The following is a 21,756-nucleotide window of genomic DNA, read 5'->3' as shown; positions in this document are numbered from 1 at the left end:
GTCTCTCAGGCGTGCTGGCGCAGGAAGCCCGCGACCTGCCACATGAGCGGCTCCGCGGCGTCGTACGTCGCGGTGTGGCGCCAGAAGCCGTGCAGCTGGCCCAGGTAGCGGGTGCCGACCACCTGCACGCCCTCCTCGGCGAGCCGGGCGGCGAGGTGCTCGCCCTCGTCGCGCAGCGGGTCGTGCTCGGCGGTCACGACGAGCGTCGGCGGGAGGGTCCCGAGCCGGTCGGAGCGCAGCGGCGCCAGGTCGGGGTGGTCGAGGTCGGCGGGGGTGGCGGCGTACTGCTCCCAGTACCAGGCCGCCTCGCGCGGGTCGAAGCCGTGGGTCTCGGTGGCGAACGAGCCGAAGCTGCCGTGCGGGTCGAGGAAGGGGTAGATGAGCACCACCGCGGCGAGCCGACCGGGGTTGCGCAGCGCGGCCACCAGGGCGAGGTTGCCGCCGGCGCTGTCGCCGTGCACCGAGACGGGTCCTGCGATGCCCTCGGCCTCCGCGTGGGCCCCGAGCCAGGCGAGCACCGTGTCGACGTCGTCGGGCGCGGCCGGGAACCGGTCCTCGGGCGGTCGCCGGAAGTCGACGCTCAGCACCGCGACGCCCGCGCGGTTGGCGAACATGCGCACGGCGGCGTCGTGCACGTCGACGTCGTTGAGCACGAAGCCGCCCCCGTGGAGGTGGACGACGACGCCCGGGCGCGCGTCCGCCGGGCGGTAGAGCCGGCAGGGCACCCCGTCCGCGTCGACGTCGCGGACCTCGGCGACGTCCTCGCGCGGCTGCGCGAGCGCGGCCTCGCGGTCGGCGGCCCGGGCGGCCACGACGTCGAACCCGGGATCGATGACCGACTGCTCGTCGGCCGAGGACTCGAGGGCGCGCCGCGCCTGGGGGAACAGCATGGCGCCAGCCTACGGGCGCTCAGACGCCGAGGCGGGCGAGCTCCTCGTCGACGATCGCCGGGTCGAGCTTGGTGAAGACCGGCGTCGGCTTGGCGACCGGCGTGCCCACCTCGACCGGGGTACGCCGCCACGCCCGTGCCGCGGCGTACTCGCCCGTGATCGTGGGGTAGGACCGCGACGGGTCGTCGAGGTCGTCGACCTCCTCGATGCGCGGCATGGGCTGGACGTCGCCCGCCCCGCCGAGCACCCGGTCGACCTCGTTCGCCGAGAACGGCAGGAACGGGGACAGCACCGTGTTGAGGTCGGCCACGCACTGGGTGAGCACGTGCAGCACGGTGCCGAGGCGCTCGCGCTGGTCGTCGCCCTTGAGGGTCCACGGGGCGGTGTCGGTGACGTACTTGTTCACCTCGCCGACCGTGCGCATGGCCTCGCCGATCGCTGCCTTCTGGCGGTGGCGGCCCAGCAGGTCGCCGACCGTGGTGAAGGTCTGCTCGACGAGGTCGAGGAGCGCGGCGTCGCCCTCCTCCAGCGGGCCCGCGGGCGGGATCGCGCCGAAGTTCTTGGCCACGAGCGTCGCGGTGCGGTTGACCAGGTTGCCCCAGCCGGCGACGAGCTCGTCATTGGTGCGGCGCACGAACTCCGCCCAGGTGAAGTCGCTGTCCTGGTTCTCCGGCCCGGCGGAGGCGACGAAGTAGCGGAACGCGTCGGGCTGGTAGCGCTCGAGCAGGTCGCGCACGTAGATGACGACCTTCTTCGACGAGGAGAACTTGCGGCCCTCCATCGTGAGGAACTCGCTGGAGACGACCTCGGTGGGCAGGGCCAGCTCGCCGTACTCCCCCGGGCTGCCGCCCTTGTCGCCCCTCCCCGCGTAGGCGAGGAGCTCGGCGGGCCAGATCTGGCTGTGGAACGTGATGTTGTCCTTGCCCATGAAGTAGTAGGCGAGCGCGTCATCGCCGCCCTCGGGCGCCGGGTTCCACCACGCGCGCCACGCCTCGGGGTCGCCCGTGCGGCGCGCCCACTCGATGGAGGCGGACAGGTAGCCGATGACGGCGTCGAACCAGACGTAGAGCTTCTTCGTCGGGTTGTCGCGCCAGCCGTCGAGCGGCACGGGGATGCCCCAGTCGATGTCGCGCGTCATCGCCCGCGGCCGGATCTCGCCCAGGATGTTCTTGGAGAAGCGGATGACGTTAGGGCGCCACGTGCCCGAGGCCTCCCGCTCGTCGAGCCACTCCCCCAGCGCCTCGGCCAGCGCGGGCAGGTCGAGGAAGAAGTGCTGCGTCTCGACGAACTCGGGCACCTCGCCGTTGATGCGCGAGCGGGGCTCGAGCAGGTCCGCGGGGTCGAGCTGGTTGCCGCAGGCGTCGCACTGGTCGCCGCGCGCGCCCGGCGTGCCGCAGATCGGGCAGGTGCCCTCGATGTAGCGGTCGGGCAGCGTGCGGCCCGTCGACGGCGAGATCGCGCCGTACGTCGTCTGCTCGACGAAGTAGCCGTTCTCGTGCACCCCGCGGAAGAGCTCCTGGACCACCGCGTGGTGGTTGCGCGTCGTCGTGCGGGTGTAGAGGTCGTAGGAGATGCCGAGCGCGGCCAGGTCCTCCACGATGAGGCGGTGGTTGCGGTCGGCGAGCTCCTGGGCGCTGACGCCCGCCTCGTCCGCGGCGATGAGGATCGGGGTGCCGTGCTCGTCGGAGCCCGAGACCATGAGGACGTCGTGGCCCGCCATGCGCATGTACCGGCTGAACACGTCGGAGGGCACGCCGAAACCGGCCACGTGGCCGATGTGGCGCGGGCCGTTGGCGTACGGCCAGGCGACGGCGGACAGCACATGAGTCATGGGGGCGATCCTAGGCGTCACCCGTCGCCGATCCGGCGGAGGTAGGCGTCGCGCGACGGCTGCAGGTGCACGGTGCACAGCTCGACGAGCCGGGGCGTGTCGCCGTCGCGCAGCGCGCGGATCATCCCGCGGTGCTCGTCGCGCGCCCGGCGCAGGTGGGCGTCGTCGGTGACGGTGATGGAGCGGATCGGCGAGGCCATGCGGGCGTGGCGGCGGACGGCGTCGACGAGCACCTGGTTGCCGGCCAGCCCGAACAGCACCTCGTGGAACGCGAGGTTGGCGCGCAGCGCGCCGCGCCGGTCGCCCGCGTCGACGGCCCGGTCGTGCTCACGCTGCACCTCCTCCAGCGGGGCGAGCACGTCGTCGGCGAGCGGGACCTCGATGGCGCGGGCGCAGCTGACCTCGAGCAGCTCGCGCACGTCGTACAGGTCGCGGACCTCCTTCGCCGAGTACGAGCGCACGAAGGCGCCGACGTTGGCGCGGCGCTCGACGGCGCCCCGGGCCTCCAGGCTCGCCAGGGCGCTGCGCACCACGTGCCGCTTGGCGCCGAAGCGCTCGATGAGGGTGTCCTCGACGAGGCGCTCGCGGGGGTGGAGGCGCCCGAGGGCGATGTCCTCCTCGAGCTCGCGGGCCACGTCCTCGACCATCCCGGCGGAGCGCTGGCGCAGCACGCCGTCCCCGCCCCGCGGGCCGCCCTCCCGCGTGTCCCCGCTGCCGGTCGCCTGCGCCACGATCGCCCTCCCTCACCGCCGGACGGGATGCTGCCACACCGACCCGACGGTCCCGGTGGGTGTTGCGCGCGTCTCACCCGTGTGGTGTGATGCCGGTCGCACCCGGATTATCAATAAAAAGGATGATGACACGTGAGCGACGAGACGCCGACCGGCCTCCGGTCGAACCTGACCAGCTACGGCGACCCCGAGTTCGCCCTGTTCCTGCGCAAGGCCTTCATCAAGGGCGCGGGCTTCAGCGACGACGCGCTGGACCGCCCGGTCATCGGCATCGTCGACACCGAGAGCGGCTTCAACCCCTGCCACGGCAACGTGCCGCAGCTCATCACCGCGATCGAGCGCGGCGTGATGCTGTCGGGCGGCCTGCCGCTGACCTTCCCCACCATCTCGGTGCACGAGAGCTTCGCCCACCCCACCAGCATGTTCCTGCGCAACCTGATGGCGATGGACACCGAGGAGATGCTGCGCGCCCTGCCCGTCGACGCGGTCGTCCTGATCGGCGGCTGCGACAAGACGGTGCCGGCGCAGCTGATGGGTGCGGTGTCGGCGGGCAAGCCCGCGATCCAGCTCGTCACCGGCTCCATGCTGACCGGCTCCCACCGCGGCCGGACCGTCGGCGCCTGCACCGACTGCCGCGCCTTCTGGGGCCGCTACCGCGCCGAGGAGATCGACACCGAGGAGATCACCGAGGTCAACGGCCGCCTCGTCGGCAGCGTCGGCACCTGCTCCGTGGCGGGCACCGCCAGCACCATGGCGGCCGTCAGCGAGGCCATGGGCATCGCGCTGCCCGGCAGCGCCACCCCGCCCGCCGTGACCGCCGACCGCATGCGGGTCGCCGAGGCCACCGGTCGCCGCGCCGTCGGGATCGCCACCGAGCGCCTCACCCCCGACCAGGTGCTCACCCCCGCCGCCTTCGACAACGCCTTCCGCGTGCTCCTGGCGATGGGCGGCTCCACCAACGCGCTCGTGCACCTGGCGGCCGTCGCCGGCCGCTGCGGCTACCCCCTCGACCTCGAGGCCTTCGACCGGATGGGCCGCGAGACCCCGGTGCTCGTCGACCTCAAGCCGTCCGGAGACCACTACATGGAGGACCTGCACCGCGCCGGCGGCGTGCAGCGCCTCCTGCTCGAGCTGCGCGACCAGCTCGAGCTGTCGGCCCTCACCATCACCGGCCGCACGCTGGGCGAGGAGCTCGAGGACGCGCCGGCGCCCTTCCCCCAGGACGTGATCCGCACCCGCGAGGACCCCATCCACAGCGGCGGCAGCATCGCCGTGCTGCGCGGCAACCTCGCCCCGGCCGGCGCCATCGTCAAGCAGTCGGCGGCGACCCCCGCCCTGCTCGAGCACCGCGGACGGGCGGTCGTCTTCGAGGACGCCGCCGACATGGCCGAGCGCATCGACCGCGACGACCTCGACGTCGACGCCTCCGACGTGCTGGTCCTGCGCAACATCGGGCCCGTCGGCTTCCCGGGCATGCCGGAGGCCGGCTACATCCCGATCCCCCGCAAGCTGGCCCGCGCCGGCGTCAAGGACATCGTGCGCATCTCCGACGGCCGCATGTCCGGCACCGCGGCCGGCACGATCGTGCTCCACGCCTCCCCCGAGGCCGCGATCGGCGGGCCCCTCGCGCTCGTGCGCACCGGTGACGTCATCGCCCTCTCGGCGAGCGCCCGCACCCTGCACCTCGAGGTGGACGACGAGGAGCTCGCGCGCCGGGCCGCCGACGTCCCCGAGCGTCCCCGCCCCGCCCGCGGCTACGCGAAGCTCTACGTCGACGAGGTCACGCAGGCGGAGGAGGGCTGCGACTTCCGCTTCCTCCAGGCCGTCGAGACCCGGGAGAGCGTGCCGACCCGCCCCGACCGACCCAGCGTCGGCTGACACCGTCCCCGTCCACCCACCAGGGAAGCCACCACCATGAGCCATGAAGCCTGGGTCGTCCTCGCGGCCGTCCTCGCCGTCGGCGTGCTCCTCGTCCTCATCATCGTCGCGAAGGTGCAGGAGTTCCTCGCGCTGCTGCTGACGACGATCGCCTTCGGCCTCGCCGTCGGGAACACCCCGCCGGACCTGATGGAGCTGATCGTCGCCGAGATGGGCGACTCGCTGGGCCAGCTCGCCATCGTCATCGCCCTCGGGGCGATCTTCGGCATGGTCCTGCAGCGCGCCGGCGCCGCCGAGCGCATCGCCGTGACGCTGGTCGAGAAGTACTCCGACCGCACCATCTCCTGGGGCCTCGGCGCCGCCGGGTTCCTCGTCGCCACCTCGGTCTACATCGACGTCGCGATCGTGATCCTCGTGCCGATGCTGTACGGCGTCGCGCACCGCTCCGGGAAGTCGCTGCTGCACTACGGCATGCCGCTGTGCGCGGGCCTGAGCGCGGCGTACACGTTCATGCCGCCGGCCCCCGGGCCGCTCGCCGCCTCGGAGATCATGGGCGCCGACATCGGTCTCGTCATCCTCTTCGGCGTCGTCTGCGGCATCCCGGCCGTCGCCGTCGCGGGTCCCCTGTTCGGGCGCTGGATCGCCAAGCGCATCCACGTCGTGCCGCCCGCCCCCGCCGTCCCCACCGGGCCGGGCTCGGCCGTCGGGTCGTCCGCCACGCCCGCCGCGGGCGGTCCCGCCGGCTCGGCCGGTCCTGCCGGCTCGGCCGGTCCCGCCGGGTCGGCCGGTCCCGCCGGGTCGCCCGGCGACAGCACCGTGCCGGGCGCCGTCGACACCGAGACGCGGGTCGACACCTCGCACCTGCCGAGCTTCGGCGCCGTCGTGGCCGCCCTGCTCATGCCGCTGCTGCTCATCCTGGTCGGCACCGCCGGCCGGCTGCTGGGCGGCGACTCGGCGGCGGTCGAGCTGCTGACCTTCGTCGGCCACCCGGTCATGGCGCTGCTCATCACCGTGCTCTACAGCATGTGGGCCTTCGGCCTGCGCCGCGGCGTGGGCCGCGACGAGCTCCAGCAGCTCGCCAGCACCGCGCTGGGCCCGGCCGGCAACATCATCCTCGTGACCGGCGCCGGCGGCGTGTTCGGCGGCGTGCTGGTCTCCTCCGGGCTGGGCGACACCCTCTCGGGGGCCATGGAGGACGCCAGCATCCCGCTCGTCGTCTTCGGGTTCGTCGTCTCCGCGACGATGCGGATCTCGCAGGGCTCCGGCCTCGTCGCGATGATCACCGGCGCCACGTTCAGCGCCCCGCTGGCCGAGTCGCTCGGCGCGAGCCCGGCCACCGTGGCCCTGACGTGCATCGCCATCGCCTGCGGCGGCGCCGGCTTCTCCCACGTCAACGACTCGGGCTTCTGGATGGCCAACCGCTACTTCGGGATGAGCGTCGCCGACACCCTCCGGTCGTGGACGGTCATGAAGTCGCTGGTCGGCCTCACCGGCTTCGTCGTGGTGCTCGCGCTGAGCCCGTTCGTGCCCTGAGGCACCCCGCCGCACCCGCGGCCCCGTGACCACGGCCCCGTCGTACCGAACCCCCCCACCGGTACGACGGGGCCGTGCCACGTCAGCGCTGCTGCACCGTCCAGGTCGCGCGACCGGTCGAGGGCCGGCTCGTCGCGGTGCCGAAGTAGGTCACCTGCACGGTGTGCACGCCGACCGCCGGTCGCATCGTCAGCCCGAGCGTGCCGTAGCCGTCGACCAGCGTCGCGTCCTGCACCCGCACCCCGTCGACCGCGACCCGCACGCGGCCCTCGGCCGAGGTCCCGTCCGTGTTCGCCACCGCGAACCGCACCCGGTTGACGCCGCCGCGCAGCGTCGTCGGCGCGTCGAGGCGCACGTAGGTGCGGGTGTCCTGCACGCGGGCGGCGTCGATGCGGTCCTGCGTCTGGCGACGGATGCCGTCCATCGACGCGTACACGTGCCGGCCCGGGCAGGCCGTGTCGTTGGTGTCGCGGTGCCCGTCCATCGCGGGCAGGCGCACCGTGGTGCCCGCCGGGAACTTGTCGCTGCCCTCCGACACCACCTCCACCTCCGCGAGGGGGCTGAGACCCGCCTGGTCCAGCTTGTACGCCGCGAGCGAGGTCAGCTGCGTGATCGCCGCCGCGCTCGGCCGCGCGCCCTCGTGGTTGCCGATGAGCGCGATGCCGCAGGACGTCGCGTTGAACCCCAGGGTGTGGGCGCCCCGCACGAGGCGCTTCACGCCGCCGGCCCGCCCCTCGAAGGCCCGCCCGAACTTGTCGACGAGCAGGTTGTAACCGATGTCGGACCAGCCGAGGGTCTGGGTGTGGTACGCGTACATCGCCCGGATGATCCGCGGCACGTCCTCCGCGCCGTACCCGTTCGCGCCGGCCGTGTGGTGCACGTGCACCTGCTCGAGCCGGTCGCAGTAGCGCAGCGAGCCGTCGCGCAGGGACTCGTCCGCGCCCCAGTCGGCGCGGGAGTGGACGAAGGACATGGGGGCCGTGCGGTCTGTGCGCCGCACCGGCACCGCCTGGGCGTCGGCGTCCAGCAGCTCGAGGGCCAGACCCGTGACCGGGCCGTCGGCGGCCACCTCGACCGCGTCCGCGTCGCCGACCCACAGCAGGTCGCTCGCCCAGGTGCGCCGGGCGGCGCGGCCCTCCTCGCTGTCGGGGCTCGGGCCGTCATGGAGGTGGCCGACCGCCTGCCAGCTGCCCCAGGCGCCGTCGAGGCCGCGCACCCGCACCGAGAGGGCGGGCGAGCCGGTCGCCCACGTCAGCGCGACGAGGGCGAAGCGGTCCCCCGTCACCGTCGTGGACCGGGGTGCACCCCGCCCTGCGAGCGCGAGCGGCACCCGCGCGCGGCGCACCCCGCCCGCGCCGAGCCGCTGCAGGCGGGCCGGCGGTGGGCCTGCCGGTACGCCGGGGGCCGGGCCCTGGGGAGCCGCGCCGGAAGCGACGGCGGGACCGGCCGTGAGCGCGGTGGCAGCACCCGCAGCGAGGCCGGCGCCCAGCAGGAGGGAGCGCCGGGAGGGGACGGGCCGCACGCGGCCGGCGTCGATGTCCGAGACCATCGCACCATCGTGGACCACCCCGCCGACGACCGCGGAGGTTTCCGCGAGGTCGTCGTTGAACCGGCCCGACGGGCGCGCTTCGATGGGGCGCATGACGCTGATCGCGGAGGACCTCCTCCTGCTCCTGCTCGACGACGAGGACGGCACCCTGCTGCAGCAGTCGTTCCTCGACCAGGCCCTCGCCGGAGCGGTCCTGGCCGAGCTCGCCGCCGAGCGGCTCGTCGAGCTCGGCGAGGAGCGGCGCTGGGGCGCGAAGCCGCACGTGCTGCCCGTGCGGGGCGCGCGCACCGACGACCTGGTGCTCGCCACGGCGCTGGAGCGGGTCGCGGAGAAGCCGCGCGACGCCCAGGGGCTGCTCCACCCGCTCGGCAAGGGCCTGCGGGACACGCTGCTCGAGCGGCTCGCGGAGCGCGGGCTGCTGCGCCGTGAGGAGGGCCGGGTGCTGGGGCTGTTCCGCCGCACCACGTGGCCCGCGGTGGACTCGGCGCACGAGGAGCAGGTGCGCGACGAGCTGGAGGCGACGCTGGTCCACGGGCGCCCGGCCGCGCCCCGCGCCGCGGCGCTCATCGGCCTGCTCCACGCCATCGGGGTGGTGCACCGCGTCGTCGACCGCGAGGGCGTGTCGGCGTCCGAGGTGAAGCGCCGCGCGAAGGCCGTCGCCGAGGGCGAGCTCGCCTCGGAGGCCGTCGGCTCCGCCGTGCAGGCGATGTACGTCGCGATCTGGACCGCGACGCTCGTGCCCGTCATCACGACGACGTCGAGCTGAGTGGCGGGTTCCCCCGGTGCACCGGGGAACCCGCCACTTACAGCGCGAAACTTCCCACCGGAAGTGGTGGGTTCCCCGGTGCACCGGGGAAACCGCCACCCCGGCTCAGCTGAAGTCGAGGTCCCCGGTGCGGGTGCGCTTGAGCTCGAAGAAGTAGGGGAACGACGCGACGGTCACCGAGGCGTCCCACAGCTTCCCGGCGTCCTCGCCGCGCGGGATCTTGGTCAGCACGGGGCCGAAGAACGCGGTGCCGTCGATGGAGATGACCGGCGTGCCGACCTCCATGCCGACCTGGTCCATCCCGGCGTGGTGGGAGGCCTTGAGGGCCTCGTCGTACTCGGTGGAGTCGGCGGCGTCGGCGAGCTCGAGCGGCAGGCCGGCCTCCTCGAGCGCCTCCTCGATGACCTCGCGCGTGAAGTCGCGCTGGTTGAGGTGCCGGCGGTTGCCCAGCGCGGTGTAGAGCGGCAGGAGCGCGTCCTTGCCATGGGCCTGCTCGGCGGCGATGCAGACGCGCACCGGGCCCCAGCCGGTCGAGAGCATCTCGCGGTAGTCGTCCGGGATGTCCTTGTCCTGGTTGAGGTAGGACAGGCTCATCACGTTCCACGACACCTCGATGTCGCGCACCTTCTCCACCTCGAGGATCCACCGCGAGGTGATCCAGGCGAACGGGCAGAGCGGGTCGAACCAGAAGTCCGCGCGGGACCTGTCGGCGGTGGGCACGGCTGCGGCTGCGTCGGTCGTCATGCCTGCGGCAACCTCCGCGGGGCTCGCTCCATTCCCCCGCGCCGGCCACGGACCGGCCGCCGCCCGCGCGTCCCGGCCCCCGCCGTACCCGGGTCGGTGGAAGGATCGGTCCATGCCTGGAACCAACCTGACCCGTGACGAGGCCGCCACCCGCGCGGCGCTGCTGTCCGTGGAGTCCGCGAGCGTCGAGCTCGACCTGACCGTCGGTGACGAGACGTTCGCGAGCACCACCGTGCTCCGCTTCTCGAGCACCACCCCCGGGGTGACGACGTTCGCCGACCTGGTCGGCGCGACCGAGCTCTCCATCACGCTGAACGGGGGCGAGCTGGACCCGGCGGAGGTCTACCGCGACAGCCGCATCGAGCTGGTCGGGCTGCAGGAGACGAACGAGCTGCGGGTCACCGCGCGCCTGCCCTACAGCCGCACCGGCGAGGGTCTGCACCGCTTCGTCGACCCGGCCGACGGGCGCGTCTACCTCTACAGCCAGTTCGAGGTGCCGGACGCCCGCCGCGTCTACACGACCTTCGAGCAGCCCGACCTCAAGACCGTCTTCACGTTCACGGTGCGGGCGCCCGAGGCGTGGAAGGTCGTCTCGAACGCCGTGACGCCCGCCCCCGAGCCGGCCGGCGACGGTGCCGCCACGTGGGCCTTCCCGCCCACCGAGCGGATGTCGACGTACATCACCGCGCTCGTCGCGGGCGAGTACGTCGAGGTGCGCGACACGTACGCCGGCAGCCACGGCGAGATCGACCTCGGTCTGTTCTGCCGCGCCTCGGTGCAGCCCTACCTCGACGCGGACGAGCTCTTCGAGCTGACGAAGCAGGGCTTCGCGTTCTTCGAGGAGAAGTTCGACTTCCCCTACCCGTTCGGGAAGTACGACCAGCTGTTCGTGCCGGAGTACAACATGGGCGCGATGGAGAACGCGGGCTGCGTGACCTTCCGCGACGAGTACCTGCCGCGCTCGCGTCAGACCCACGCGTTCTACGAGCAGCGCGCCAACACGGTGCTGCACGAGATGGCGCACATGTGGTTCGGCGACCTCGTGACGATGAAGTGGTGGGACGACCTCTGGCTGAACGAGTCGTTCGCGGAGTGGGCCAGCCACTGGGCGCTCGTCGAGGCCACCCGCTACACCGAGGCGTGGACGGGCTTCACGAACGCCCGCAAGAACTGGGCCTACCGCCAGGACCAGCTGCCCTCCACCCACCCCATCGCGGCCGACAACCACGACCTCGAGGCCGTCGAGGTCAACTTCGACGGCATCACCTACGCCAAGGGCGCCTCGACCCTGAAGCAGCTCGTCGCGTGGGTGGGCATCGACGGGTTCCTGGCCGGCCTGCGCGCCTACTTCAAGGCCCACGCGTTCGGGAACTCCACCTTCGCCGACCTGCTCGCCGCGCTCGAGCGCGAGTCGGGCCGCGAGCTCGGCAGCTGGGCGCAGGAGTGGCTGCAGACCTCGGGCGTCAACACCCTGACGCCGGTCGTGACCTCCGGCGAGGACGGCACCATCACGGCGTTCTCGGTGCGCCAGAGCGCGGCGGAGGAGTACCCGACGCTGCGCCGCCACCGCCTCGGCATCGGCCTCTACGACCTCGTCGACGGCCGGCTCGTGCGCCGCGCGGCGGACGACGGTGTCGGGGGGTACGTCGAGATCGACGTCCGCGGGGAGGAGACCGAGGTCGCCGAGCTCGTCGGCGTGCGGCGTCCCGACCTGCTGCTGCTCAACGACGGCGACCTGACCTACGCCAAGATCCGCCTCGACGAGGTGTCGCTGGCGACCACGGTGGCCCACGTCGACACGATCGACGACACCCTGGTGCGCGCGCTGCTGTGGGGCGCGACCTGGGACATGACGCGCGACGCCGAGATGGCGGGCAGCGACTTCGTCGAGCTCGTCCTGCGCGGCCTGGCGACGGAGACCGACATGACCGCGGTCGGCCGGCTCCCGACGTACGCCGGCACCACCGTCGCCTACTACACGGACCCGGCGCACCGCGCGGCCGTGAAGACGCGCTGGGAGGAGGGCCTGCGCGGGCTGCTGGAGTCGGCCGAGCCCGGCTCGGACCGCCAGCTGGCCTTCGCCCGGGCCTTCGCGGGCGCGGCGCACTCCGACGCCGCGCTCGACCTCGTCGCGGCGCTGCTCGACGGCAGCACCACGGTCGAGGGCCTGGTGGTCGACACCGACCTGCGGTGGGCCCTGCTGACCTCGCTGGCCGCCTCGGGCCGGGCCGATGAGGACGAGATCGCGGCCGAGCTGGAGCGCGACACCACCATCTCGGGCCAGGAGCGGGCGGCCGCCGCACGCGCCGCCCGGCCGACCGCGGAGGCCAAGGCCGCCGCGTGGCGCGACGCGGTGGAGCGCGACGACGTGGCGAACGAGACGCAGCGGCAGGTGGCCTACGCGTTCTGCCGCTCCGACCAGGCGGACGTGCTGGCGCCGTACCTCGAGCGCTACCTCGAGACCGCCGAGCACATCTGGGAGTCCAAGGGCGTGCAGCGCGCCTCGACCGTGCTGATCGGCATGTTCCCGCTCCCCCTCGTCTCCCCGGAGACGCTGGCGCGGGTCGACGAGTGGCTGGCGTCCTCGGGCGCGAACCCCGCGGCGAAGCGGTACGTCGCGGAGGGCCGCTCCGACATGGCGCGGGCCCTGCAGGCCCAGGCGCGAGACGGCCAGGCGCGGGACGGCCAGGCGGTCAGCGCCGGCTGAGCCGAGCGGCGCCGGACGGCGCCGGAACGCGACGCGCCCCGTGGGTCGGACCCACGGGGCGCGTCGTACGTCTGCCGGCTGCCGGAGCCGGAGCGGGGCTCAGACCCGGTTGTCGCTGTCGAGGTCGGGCTCGGCACCCGCGGCGGGGTCGCCCGCCGCCGCGGACCGGCCGGCCTTGGCGGCCTCCGCGAGATGGGTGATGCCCCGGTTGATGCCGCCGACGACGTCGCCGTCGGCGAAGGCGGACTGCATGGCCGCGACGGTGCGCAGCACGACGGTGTCGTCGAGGACGACGCGCACCTTGCCGCCCGTCACGATCTCCAGGACCCGCTCGGTCGGGTCGACCATGATGAGGATGCTCTTGGAGGGCACGACGAGCGAGTTGTGCAGCTGCGTCGCGAAGGAGCGGGGGTCACCGTTGACGTGACCGACGTAGACGGAGAACTCGAACCGGCACAGCTGCTCGGCGGCGCGGATCGTCGCGTCGACCTGCTGGCGGTCGTGCTTGGAGAAGACCTCACCACCGGCCACTTGCGCCACCCGCCTGCGACTCCTCGTTGTCGGGCGCGGCGAGCTCCTCGGGGGCGCGGCGCGGGCCGCCGAACCACTCCGCCTCGACGGCGTGGGCGGAGCCGGGGCGCACGTCCTTGCCGCGGGCGATCGCGGGCAGGTAGACCGCCGCCGCGATGAGGAGGATCAGTCCGAGCGGGATGCCGACGAGCAGCCAGAGGACGTGGAGCGGGTCGACCGACTCCTGCGCGGGGTCCCAGCCCAGCGGCACGTCGGCGTGGGCGGGCCCGGCGGCCAGGAGCACGGTCAGCGCCGGCGCCGCTGCGAGCACGGCGACGCGACGGGCGGTGCCTCGGGAGGTACGTCGAGCGGGGCGGAGCTCAGGGTGCGCAGTCACGCACCCGAGGATATCGGTGCGGAGCGCCCCACCGATACTGGGCACCATGTTCTCCGTCCCGCTCCCCCTGGTCGAAGACGTGTCGCAGTGCGCCCCCGAGCAGACGATGTCGTGCCGCCTGACGTGGCAGGTCACCGAGAACGAGGTCGTGGCGGACGTGACCAGTGCGGTGGTCGGCGGCATCCTGGCGCTCGGCGGCATCTTCCTCATCGCGTGGGTCGCGCGGTGGCTGGCGCACCGGGCCATCGACCGGATGGTGACGCGCGCCGCCTCCGGCGTGCTGCCGACCGGCCTGGGCCGGCTCAGCAAGGGCGACCGCACCACCGGGGCGAGCGAGAGCAGCCCGATCGCGACCTCCCGGCGGGCGCAGCGCACGCGGACGACGGGCTCGCTGCTCAAGAGCATCGTCAGCGCCATCATCGGCACGATCGTCGTGATCATGTCGCTCTCGGAGCTGGGCTTCGACGTGGCCCCGCTCATCGCCAGCGCCGGCGTCGTGGGCGTCGCGCTCGGCTTCGGCGCGCAGAACCTCGTGAAGGACTTCCTCACCGGCGTCTTCATGATCTTCGAGGACCAGCTCGGGGTCGGCGACGTCGTCGACGTCGGCACCGTGTCCGGCACGGTGGAGGCCGTCGGCCTGCGCATCACGCGGCTGCGCGACACCGACGGCACGGTCTGGTACGTCCGCAACGGCGAGATCCTGCGCGTCGGCAACAAGTCGCAGAACTGGGCGCGCGCCATCATCGACGTCGCCCTCCCCTACGCCACCGACGTCCACCAGCTCACCGAGGTGCTCCGCGCCACCGGCCACGACCTGTGGGAGGACGACGACTTCCGCGGCGTCCTCATCGAGGAGCCGGAGGTGTGGGGCGTCCAAGAGCTCACCCACGACCTGCTGACCGTGCGCATGACCGTCAAGACCGCCCCGCTCGAGCAGTGGCGGGTCTCCCGCGTGCTGCGCGAGCGGATCAAGGTCCGCCTCGACGCGGCGGGCATCACCGGTACGCCGCTCCCCTGAGCCCGACGCCCGCCCGTCGGGCAGGATGGACACGATGACTTTCTACGACGAGATCGGTGGCGAGGCCACGATCACGACGATCGTGCGCCGCTTCTACGAAGGCGTGGCAGAGGACCCGCTGCTGCGTCCCATGTACCCCGACGAGGACCTCGGCCCCGCCGAGGAGCGCTTCCGGCAGTTCCTCGTGCAGTACTGGGGCGGCCCCACGACGTACTCCGACGGCCGGGGCCACCCCCGCCTGCGCATGCGCCACGCCCCGTTCGCGGTGACTCCCGCGGCCGCCGAGCGCTGGCTCGTGCACTTCCGCGCGGGCCTCGACGCCGTCGACCTGACCCCCGAGCAGGACGAGAAGTTCTGGGGCTACGTGACGCACGCGGCGCAGTTCATGGTGAACAAGATGGAGGACGTCACGCCCTGAGGGCGTGGGGGTCGCGGTACGCCGGCGGTCGGGGTGGCCGCGCTCTTCCGGTGGTTGAGGTGGCCGCGGTACGCCGGTGGTCGAGATGGCCGCGGTACGCCGGTGGTCGAGGTGGCCGCGCTCTTCCGGTGGTTGAGGTGGCCGCGGTACGCCGGTGGTCGAGATGGCCGCGGTACGCCGGTGGTCGAGGTGGCCGCGCTCTTCCGGTGGTTGAGGTGGCCGCGGTACGCCGGTGGTCGAGATGGCCGCGGTACGCCGGTGGTCGAGGTGGCCGCGCTCTTCCGGTGGTTGAGGTGGCCGCGAGGTACGCCGGTGGTTGAGGTGGCCGCGCCTCGCCGGTGGTTGAGGTGGCCGCGCTAGCGGCCCTCGAAACCACGATCGTCGGCCCTGACAGATCCGACCCGAGGTCGCTCGAAACCCCTCAACATCTCTTTCCCCAGCCCCCGGCTTCGGGCCGAGAACTGTCGGTGGTCGCCCCTAGCGTTGTCCGTATGAACCACCCGAGCACCGCAGTCGTCGAGGCCCCGCCGGCCCTCGACACGACGGCGCTGCTCGCGACGGCCCGACAGGCGGCTGCGGCGCAGATGGCCGCCGAGGTGGCCACTTTTGTCGCCGTCGCGGACTGGGCCGACGCCCACACCGAAGGCGCCGTGGGCGACCCCGTCGGACCCCTCGGCCTGTGGCACGAAGACCCCCACGCGGTCCCCGGCGGGGACCGGTTCCTCGAGCTCGGCGGACCCGGCGCACCACTGGTGTCGGAGTTCTGCCTGTACGAGATCTCCGCCGCCCTCGGCCGCTCCGTCTCCTCCTGCCGACCCTTGGTCGGTGACGCCATCGAGCTGCGCCACCGACTTCCCCGCCTCTGGGCGCGCGTGCTTGCCGGCGCCGACCCGGCGACGCAGAAGCGGGCACTGCCGGTATGGCGGGCCCGCAAGATCGCCGCCCTCACCCGCAGCCTCCCGGCGGAAGGCGCCGACTTCGTCGACCGCAATCTCGCCCCCGTCGCGCACCGGGCCACCATGCCGACCGTCGAGCGGCTCGTCGCCGAGGCCATCGCGCGGTTCGACCCAGAGAACGCCGAGCTCGACCGCGCCGACGCCGACGCGAGCCGGTACTTCACCATCGAGACCACCCCGGTCGACGCAGCATCACCGTGGACCGGTGTCGTCCCCGTCCACGGCACCCTCGACCTGGCCGACGCCCTCGACCTGCAAGACGCCGTCCAGAGGGTCGCGGCCGATCTCGCCGCAGCCGGTTGCGACGCAGACCTCGACGTCCGCCGCTCTATGGCCGTCGGCGAGCTCGCGCGCCGCCAGACCGCCCTCGACCTCGGCGGCGTAGACCCGACGAACGGTGGAGCCGGCGACGTGGCGCGAGCCGACTCCACCCGGACGCCCGCGCGACAGGTCGTGCTCTACGTCCACCTGTCCGACGCCGCCATCACCGCCTACCGATCCGGCCCCGGCATCGACCCAGCCACCGGCGCCACGGGCATCGACCTCGCCCGCCTCGAGAACACCCGCAGTCTGATCACCGTCGACCAGGTTCGCGACTGGTGCAGGACACCCGGCACCAACGTCGTGGTCAAGCCCGTCATCGACCTGGCCGAACACATCGCGGTCGACGCCTACGAGGCTCCCGACCGCATCGCCGAGAGGGTCCGGCTTGACCGACCCAGCTGCGCGTTCCCCTACTGCGGGCGACCAGCCAGAGGCCTCGACCTAGACCACATCGAGCCGTATCGGTCGAACGCAGCACCGGGCGCGGCGCAGACCTCGACCGACAACCTCGCCCCGCTTTGCCGGGGCCACCACCGCGTCAAGACCCACCCATCACCGACCGGCGTCAGTCCACCCGATGTCCTCGGTGATCCAGACCCACCCGACCGGCGATGGCGCTACCACCGCGACCCGCTCGGCACCTATGCCTGGATCAGCCCCCACGGGCTCCGGTACGCCGTCGACCCCACCGGCACGACGCCGCTGAACTAGCCGCAGCCACCCGCAGCATCGCCGACCCCGCCACAGCACCACCGTGTCGGGGCCACCGGCATGCCCCGGCGTGGTTTCGAGGGCCGCTGGCGCGGCCACCTCAACCACCGACGTACCAGCGCGGCCACCTCAACCACCGACGTACCAGCGCGGCCACGACATCGGTGGTTGAGGCGGGTGCGCTAGCACCCCTCGAAACCAGCCAGAGCTCGAGCGACACGAGGTCGCGGTGCCAGCGGTAGTCATCCACTACCGCTCCTACCGCGACCCGACCCACATCAGCGTCTCAGCGTGGTTTCGAGGGCCGCTGGCGCGGCCACCTCAACCACCGACGTACCAGCGCGGCCACCGCAACCACCGACGTACCAGCGCGGCCACGACATCGGGGGTTGAGGCGGGTGCGCTAGCACCCCTCGAAACCAGCCAGAGCTCGAGCAACACGAGGTCGCGGTGCCAGCGGTAGTCATCCACTACCGCTCCTACCGCGACCCGACCCCACACCGCGTCTCGACGTGGTTTCGAGGGCCGCTGGCGCGGCCACCTCAACCACCGACGTACCAGCGCGGCCACCTCGACCACTGGCGTACCGCACAGCCCACGAGAACCAAGCGCACGGGGTCGCGGTGGGGGCGGTAGTCGTCGACTACCGCTGATACCGCGACGGGCTCACGCGAGCAGAGCGCAGGCTCAGGTGCGCAGGTTGTCCAGCAGCGCCTGGCGGAACTCGGGGGGCGGGGAGGCCGCGCGCTGGGTCGTCGCGTCGAAGGCGACGAGGGTGCAGCGCGAGCGGGCGAGCAGGGTGTCGCCGTCGCGGATCTCGGCGGACACGTCGTACGACGACGTGCCGACCCGGGAGATCCAGCTCCACGCGTCGTAGGGCTCGGGGCGGAAGAGGATCGGCCGCTTGTACTCGACGTCCATCTGGGCGACGACGACGTTCAGGCCGTGGTCGGCCTTCATGTCCGCGAACAGGCGGTCGAAGACGACGATGCGGGCCTCCTGGAAGTACTCGAAGTACTTCACGTTGTTGACGTGGCCGTAGACGTCGACGTCGGAGAACCGCACCGGCACCGCCCAGTGGCCCGACGGGTCGAGCTGGGACGGCGGCAGGGACAGGCGCTGCGCGGGCTCGCCCGGCTCGAGGAAGCGGGTGAGCACGGTGCGCTCGGCGTCGGTCAGCCGGCGCGGCCGCTCCTCCGCGAAGACGAACGGCGTCAGCAGCGACGTCGCCCGGAGGTAGACGATGCGGTCGCCGTTCTCGTCGGTGTCGAAGACCTCGTAGGCGAGCGTGAACGACGCCGCCCGGATCTCGGTGACCCACACCTCCACCGCGACGCTCTCGCGCAGCGTCAGCGGCCGGAGGTAGGTCACCCGGTTGCTCGCCACGACCACGCCCTCCGCCAGGGCGTCCGCCCGCGGGTCCGGGCTGTGCGTGCGGAGCATGTCGACGCGGGCCTCCTGGAGGTAGTCCACGTAGATCACGTTGTTGACGTGCCCGAGCATGTCGAGGTCGGCCCACCGCAGCGGGCACACGTAGAGGTGGCGCACCTGCGTGATGCTGCCAGAGCCCGCGCCCGGGCGCGCGGCGGCGGCCGTGACACCCGTCACCCCACCCGTCCGCGCCGCCCCGGCCCTCGTGCGGGCAGCGGCGCGACGACCGACGACCCCGCCCGGGCCTGTCGGCTCGGACCGCACCACCCCCGCCGTGCCGTCCAGCGCGATCCGCACACCCCGGACCGGCGCGGAGCAGGGCCTCGTAGGATCGGGGGCGTGACGGAGGAGCTCGCGGACGAGACACGCTGGCTCGCGCCCGACGAGCAGCGGTCCTGGCGGGCCCTCCTCATCGGGACGACCCTGCTGATGGACCAGCTCGACGAGGAGCTGCGCTCGGAGTTCTCGCTGTCGCTGACGGAGTACGAGATCCTCGTGCGCCTCTCCGAGACCCCCGAGGGCTCGATGCGGATGGCGCTGCTCGCCGACGCCGTGCGCCACAGCCGCAGCCGCATCACCCACACCGTCACGCGCATGGAGAAGGCGGGCCTCGTCGCCCGCAGCACGTGCGTCGAGGACGGGCGCGGGGTGCTCTGCGTCATGACCGAGCACGGCTGGGACGTGCTGCGCCGCGCCGCCCACGTGCACGTGCGCGGCGTGCGACGCCACCTCGTCGACATCGTCGACCCGGCCGACTTCGCCGCCATGGGCCGCGTCATGGACGCCGTCGCCGACGCCCTCATCGGCGCCCGCCCCGGCCTCGAGATCCGCTGAGCCGGACCCGCTGATCCGGGCCCGCTGAACGCTCCCCCGCACGCGCCGAGGGGCCGTACGGCGGGTGCTCCCCGCCGTACGACCCCTCCGGTCGTGTGCCGCGCGCAGCTGGGCGCGGCGGCTCAGTCGCGCGTGAGGCGACGGTGCGTCACGCGGTGCGGACGCGCGGCCTCGGCGCCCAGGCGCTCGATCTTGTTGGCCTCGTACGAGGCGAAGTTGCCCTCGAACCAGAACCACTTGGCCGGGTTCTCGTCGTCGCCCTCCCACGCCAGGATGTGGGTCGCGACGCGGTCGAGGAACCACCGGTCGTGGGACGTGACCACGGCGCAGCCGGGGAAGTCGAGCAGCGCGTCCTCGAGCGCCGACAGCGTCTCGACGTCCAGGTCGTTGGTCGGCTCGTCGAGGAGCAGCATGTTGCCGCCCATCTTCAGCGTCAGCGCCAGGTTGAGGCGGTTGCGCTCACCACCGGAGAGCACGCCGGCCTTCTTCTGCTGGTCGGGGCCCTTGAAGCCGAACGACGCGACGTACGCCCGCGAGTTCATCTCGAAGTTGGCGACCTTGATGAAGTCCAGCCCGTCGGAGACGACCTCCCAGACGTTCTTGTTGGGGTCGATGCCGCCTCGGCTCTGGTCGGCGTAGGAGATCTTCACCGTCTGGCCGACGGTCAGGACGCCGCCGTCGGGCTCCTCGCTGCCCGTGATCATCCGGAACAGCGTCGTCTTGCCGACGCCGTTCGGGCCGATCACGCCGACGATGCCGGCGCGGGGCAGCGTGAAGGAGAGGTCGTCGATGAGGGTGCGGCCCTCGAAGCCCTTCTCGAGGCCCTTCGTCTCCAGCACGATGTCACCGAGGCGCGGGCCCGGCGGGATGTTGATGTCGGAGGTGTCGATCTTGCGGGCGCGGTCGGCCTCGGCCGCCAGCTCCTCGTAGCGCGCCAGTCGCGACTTGCTCTTCGTCTGGCGGGCCTTGGCGTTGGAGCGGACCCACTCCAGCTCCTTCTCGAGCATCTTGGCGCGCTTCGCGTCCTTCTGCCCCTCGATCTTGAGGCGCTCCTTCTTCGTCTCCAGGTACGTCGAGTAGTTGCCCTCGTACCCGTGGATGCGGCCGCGGTCGACCTCGGCGATCCACTCGGCGACGTTGTCCAGGAAGTACCGGTCGTGGGTGATCGCCAGGACGGCGCCCTTGTAGGACTTCAGGTGGCCCTCGAGCCACTGCACCGACTCGGCGTCGAGGTGGTTGGTGGGCTCGTCGAGGAGCAGCAGGTCGGGCGCCTGCAGCAGCAGCTTGCACAGCGCGACGCGGCGGCGCTCACCACCGGAGAGGTTGTCGACCAGCGCGTCCGGCGGCGGGCAGCGCAGCGCGTCCATCGCCTGGTCGAGACGGCTGTCGAGGTCCCACGCCTCGGCGTTCTCGAGGTCGGTCTGCAGGTCGCCCATCTCGGCCATGAGGGCGTCGAAGTCGGCGTCCGGCTCGCCCATGAGCTCGCCGATCTCGTTGTAGCGGTCGAGCTTGCCCTTGATCTCGGCGACGGCCTCCTCGACGTTCTCGAGGACCGTCTTGCCCTCCGTCAGCGGGGGCTCCTGCTGGAGCATCCCGACCGTCGACTCGGGGTCGAGGAAGGTGTCACCGTTGTTGGGGTGCTCCAGGCCCGCCATGATCTTGAGCAGCGTCGACTTGCCCGCACCGTTCGGACCGACGACGCCGATCTTGGCGCCCTTGAGGAACGACTGCGACACGTTGTCGAGCACGACCTTGTCGCCGTGGGCCTTGCGGACGTTGCGCAGGGTGAAGATGAAGTCGGCCATGACGGCGAGCCTAGTTGAGGTGCCGCCCGGCGCGCGCCTCGGTGTCCCCACCCCGCGCCCGTCCCCGGCGCGCCGGCGCAGCGCTCACGCAGCGCGCTCGGTCGCCCCCGCGGCCGGCTCCGCGCCCGCCACGACGTCGGTCGCCGCGTCGGTCCCGACGTCGGTCGCCACGTCGGTCCCGGCGTCGGTCACCGCGTCGACGGCGGCAGGCCGCTCGCGGGCGGGCGACGAGCGGTGGAACCGCGCCGTGCCCTTCGTCAGGTCGTGGCCGAGCGCCGTGGCCTCGATGACGTGGCGCGTCGCCGTGCCGCCCTCCTGGCGCTCCCAGGTCTCCACGACGAGGCGGCCCGTGACGACGACCGGCTGGCCGCGCAGGACGGAGTCGGCCACGTGGTCGGCGGTGTGGCGCCAGGCCTTCACCGTGTACCACGCCGTCTCGCCCGACTGCCACGACCCGTCGCGCGCCTGGCGCTGCGGCGTCGACCCGAGCCGGAAGGAGGCCACCGGCGTGCCGCCGGCGGACACGGAGTGGTTGACGTCGCTGCCGACCCAGCCCTGGACCGTGATGTAGGTGCTGCTCACGGGTGTTCCCCTCTCGATCGCGCCCGGCCCCGTGCCGGGCGACGCGTCGAGCCAACCGCAGGGTCCGCCGTACGCGTGGGGGCGTCGACGGGCCTGGGGACGGGCGGACGCCAGGGGCGTCCTGGGGACGGGAAGTGGCGC

General features: G+C 72.8%; 18 protein-coding genes. 8 read left to right on the top strand and 10 right to left on the bottom strand.

The annotated features are described in order from the left end of the window. Positions 1-5 precede the first annotated feature (5 nt). Genes ACOACO_RS17815 through ACOACO_RS17805 form a run of 3 tightly spaced genes read right to left on the bottom strand, consistent with a single transcriptional unit; the run spans position 6 to position 3,452 of the window. A complete protein-coding gene (locus ACOACO_RS17815) occupies positions 6-890 on the bottom strand; it encodes an alpha/beta hydrolase (protein WP_420297631.1) in 885 nt (294 codons plus the stop codon). Positions 891-909: 19 nt separating this feature from the next. Beyond that, complete coding sequence (gene metG / locus ACOACO_RS17810; RefSeq protein ID WP_420297630.1) at positions 910-2,721, bottom strand: methionine--tRNA ligase; 1,812 nt, start codon at positions 2,719-2,721, stop codon at positions 910-912. A gap of 17 nt (positions 2,722-2,738) precedes the next feature. Further along, positions 2,739-3,452: a GntR family transcriptional regulator gene (locus ACOACO_RS17805; RefSeq protein WP_420297629.1), complete on the bottom strand. Its 714-nt coding sequence runs from the start codon at positions 3,450-3,452 to the stop codon at positions 2,739-2,741. Between the two features lie 132 nt (positions 3,453-3,584). On the opposite strand from ACOACO_RS17805, the gene ACOACO_RS17800 reads away from it, so the two are divergent. Next, the gene (locus ACOACO_RS17800) at positions 3,585-5,330 is read left to right on the top strand and encodes an IlvD/Edd family dehydratase (RefSeq protein WP_420297628.1); all 1,746 of its coding nucleotides are present in this window, start codon (positions 3,585-3,587) and stop codon (positions 5,328-5,330) included. 36 nt (positions 5,331-5,366) lie between these two features. Beyond that, positions 5,367-6,863, top strand: coding sequence for a GntP family permease (locus ACOACO_RS17795; protein WP_420297627.1), 1,497 nt, complete (start codon positions 5,367-5,369; stop codon positions 6,861-6,863). An 82-nt stretch (positions 6,864-6,945) separates the two neighbouring features. Here ACOACO_RS17795 and ACOACO_RS17790 read toward each other — a convergent pair whose 3' ends face one another. Next, positions 6,946-8,505, bottom strand: coding sequence for an N-acetylmuramoyl-L-alanine amidase (locus tag ACOACO_RS17790; RefSeq protein ID WP_420297626.1), 1,560 nt, complete (start codon positions 8,503-8,505; stop codon positions 6,946-6,948). Between ACOACO_RS17790 and ACOACO_RS17785 the strand changes: the two genes are divergently transcribed. Continuing rightward, a complete protein-coding gene (locus ACOACO_RS17785; protein WP_420297625.1) occupies positions 8,504-9,178 on the top strand; it encodes a GOLPH3/VPS74 family protein in 675 nt (224 codons plus the stop codon). The genes ACOACO_RS17790 and ACOACO_RS17785 overlap by 2 nt on opposite strands. Before the next feature lie 105 nt (positions 9,179-9,283). Here ACOACO_RS17785 and ACOACO_RS17780 read toward each other — a convergent pair whose 3' ends face one another. Then, entirely contained in the window at positions 9,284-9,922 is a 639-nt protein-coding gene (locus ACOACO_RS17780) for a disulfide bond formation protein DsbA (protein WP_420297624.1), read from the bottom strand. A gap of 112 nt (positions 9,923-10,034) precedes the next feature. On the opposite strand from ACOACO_RS17780, the gene pepN reads away from it, so the two are divergent. Further along, positions 10,035-12,629 (top strand): aminopeptidase N, encoded by a 2,595-nt coding sequence (gene pepN / locus ACOACO_RS17775; protein WP_420297623.1) that lies wholly within the window; start codon positions 10,035-10,037, stop codon positions 12,627-12,629. 99 nt (positions 12,630-12,728) lie between these two features. Here pepN and ACOACO_RS17770 read toward each other — a convergent pair whose 3' ends face one another. Continuing rightward, positions 12,729-13,169, bottom strand: a complete 441-nt coding sequence (locus ACOACO_RS17770) for a DUF5130 family protein (RefSeq protein ID WP_420297622.1) — start codon at positions 13,167-13,169, stop codon at positions 12,729-12,731. Then, positions 13,147-13,536: a hypothetical protein gene (locus ACOACO_RS17765; RefSeq protein ID WP_420297621.1), complete on the bottom strand. Its 390-nt coding sequence runs from the start codon at positions 13,534-13,536 to the stop codon at positions 13,147-13,149. The genes ACOACO_RS17770 and ACOACO_RS17765 overlap by 23 nt, the downstream gene beginning before the upstream one ends. Before the next feature lie 46 nt (positions 13,537-13,582). Between ACOACO_RS17765 and ACOACO_RS17760 the strand changes: the two genes are divergently transcribed. The 3 genes from ACOACO_RS17760 (at position 13,583) to ACOACO_RS17750 (ending at position 16,963) form a co-directional block, all read left to right on the top strand. Next, a complete protein-coding gene (locus tag ACOACO_RS17760; RefSeq protein WP_420297620.1) occupies positions 13,583-14,554 on the top strand; it encodes a mechanosensitive ion channel family protein in 972 nt (323 codons plus the stop codon). A gap of 34 nt (positions 14,555-14,588) precedes the next feature. Next, positions 14,589-14,972: a globin gene (locus ACOACO_RS17755; RefSeq protein WP_420297619.1), complete on the top strand. Its 384-nt coding sequence runs from the start codon at positions 14,589-14,591 to the stop codon at positions 14,970-14,972. A gap of 491 nt (positions 14,973-15,463) precedes the next feature. Then, complete coding sequence (locus ACOACO_RS17750) at positions 15,464-16,963, top strand: hypothetical protein (RefSeq protein WP_420297618.1); 1,500 nt, start codon at positions 15,464-15,466, stop codon at positions 16,961-16,963. A gap of 687 nt (positions 16,964-17,650) precedes the next feature. Here the strand turns inward: ACOACO_RS17750 and ACOACO_RS17745 are convergent. Further along, positions 17,651-18,571, bottom strand: a complete 921-nt coding sequence (locus ACOACO_RS17745; RefSeq protein ID WP_420297617.1) for an acyl-CoA thioesterase — start codon at positions 18,569-18,571, stop codon at positions 17,651-17,653. 162 nt (positions 18,572-18,733) lie between these two features. Between ACOACO_RS17745 and ACOACO_RS17740 the strand changes: the two genes are divergently transcribed. Beyond that, a complete protein-coding gene (locus ACOACO_RS17740; protein WP_420297616.1) occupies positions 18,734-19,228 on the top strand; it encodes a MarR family winged helix-turn-helix transcriptional regulator in 495 nt (164 codons plus the stop codon). A 122-nt stretch (positions 19,229-19,350) separates the two neighbouring features. On the opposite strand, the gene ettA is transcribed toward ACOACO_RS17740, so the two are convergent. Further along, the gene (gene ettA, locus ACOACO_RS17735; protein ID WP_420297615.1) at positions 19,351-21,033 is read right to left on the bottom strand and encodes an energy-dependent translational throttle protein EttA; all 1,683 of its coding nucleotides are present in this window, start codon (positions 21,031-21,033) and stop codon (positions 19,351-19,353) included. Between the two features lie 84 nt (positions 21,034-21,117). After that, positions 21,118-21,615, bottom strand: a complete 498-nt coding sequence (locus ACOACO_RS17730) for a single-stranded DNA-binding protein (protein WP_420297614.1) — start codon at positions 21,613-21,615, stop codon at positions 21,118-21,120. Positions 21,616-21,756 lie beyond the last annotated feature (141 nt).

This window comes from Nocardioides sp. CPCC 205120 (genome assembly GCF_048654585.1).
GTDB lineage: Bacteria > Actinomycetota > Actinomycetes > Propionibacteriales > Nocardioidaceae > Nocardioides.
This window is presented reverse-complemented; position numbering and strand designations above follow the sequence as displayed.

Excerpts from the sequence above, each read along its gene's own strand:
- ACOACO_RS17815 (WP_420297631.1), bottom strand. The coding sequence starts at position 890 with ATGCTGTTCCCCCAGGCGCGGCGCGCCCTCGAGTCCTCGGCCGACGAG.
- metG (WP_420297630.1), bottom strand. The coding sequence starts at position 2,721 with ATGACTCATGTGCTGTCCGCCGTCGCCTGGCCGTACGCCAACGGCCCG.
- ACOACO_RS17795 (WP_420297627.1), top strand. The coding sequence starts at position 5,367 with ATGAGCCATGAAGCCTGGGTCGTCCTCGCGGCCGTCCTCGCCGTCGGC.
- ACOACO_RS17785 (WP_420297625.1), top strand. The coding sequence starts at position 8,504 with ATGACGCTGATCGCGGAGGACCTCCTCCTGCTCCTGCTCGACGACGAG.
- ACOACO_RS17790 (WP_420297626.1), bottom strand. The coding sequence starts at position 8,505 with ATGCGCCCCATCGAAGCGCGCCCGTCGGGCCGGTTCAACGACGACCTC.
- ACOACO_RS17780 (WP_420297624.1), bottom strand. The coding sequence starts at position 9,922 with ATGACGACCGACGCAGCCGCAGCCGTGCCCACCGCCGACAGGTCCCGC.
- pepN (WP_420297623.1), top strand. The coding sequence starts at position 10,035 with ATGCCTGGAACCAACCTGACCCGTGACGAGGCCGCCACCCGCGCGGCG.
- ACOACO_RS17760 (WP_420297620.1), top strand. The coding sequence starts at position 13,583 with ATGTTCTCCGTCCCGCTCCCCCTGGTCGAAGACGTGTCGCAGTGCGCC.
- ACOACO_RS17755 (WP_420297619.1), top strand. The coding sequence starts at position 14,589 with ATGACTTTCTACGACGAGATCGGTGGCGAGGCCACGATCACGACGATC.
- ACOACO_RS17750 (WP_420297618.1), top strand. The coding sequence starts at position 15,464 with ATGAACCACCCGAGCACCGCAGTCGTCGAGGCCCCGCCGGCCCTCGAC.
- ettA (WP_420297615.1), bottom strand. The coding sequence starts at position 21,033 with ATGGCCGACTTCATCTTCACCCTGCGCAACGTCCGCAAGGCCCACGGC.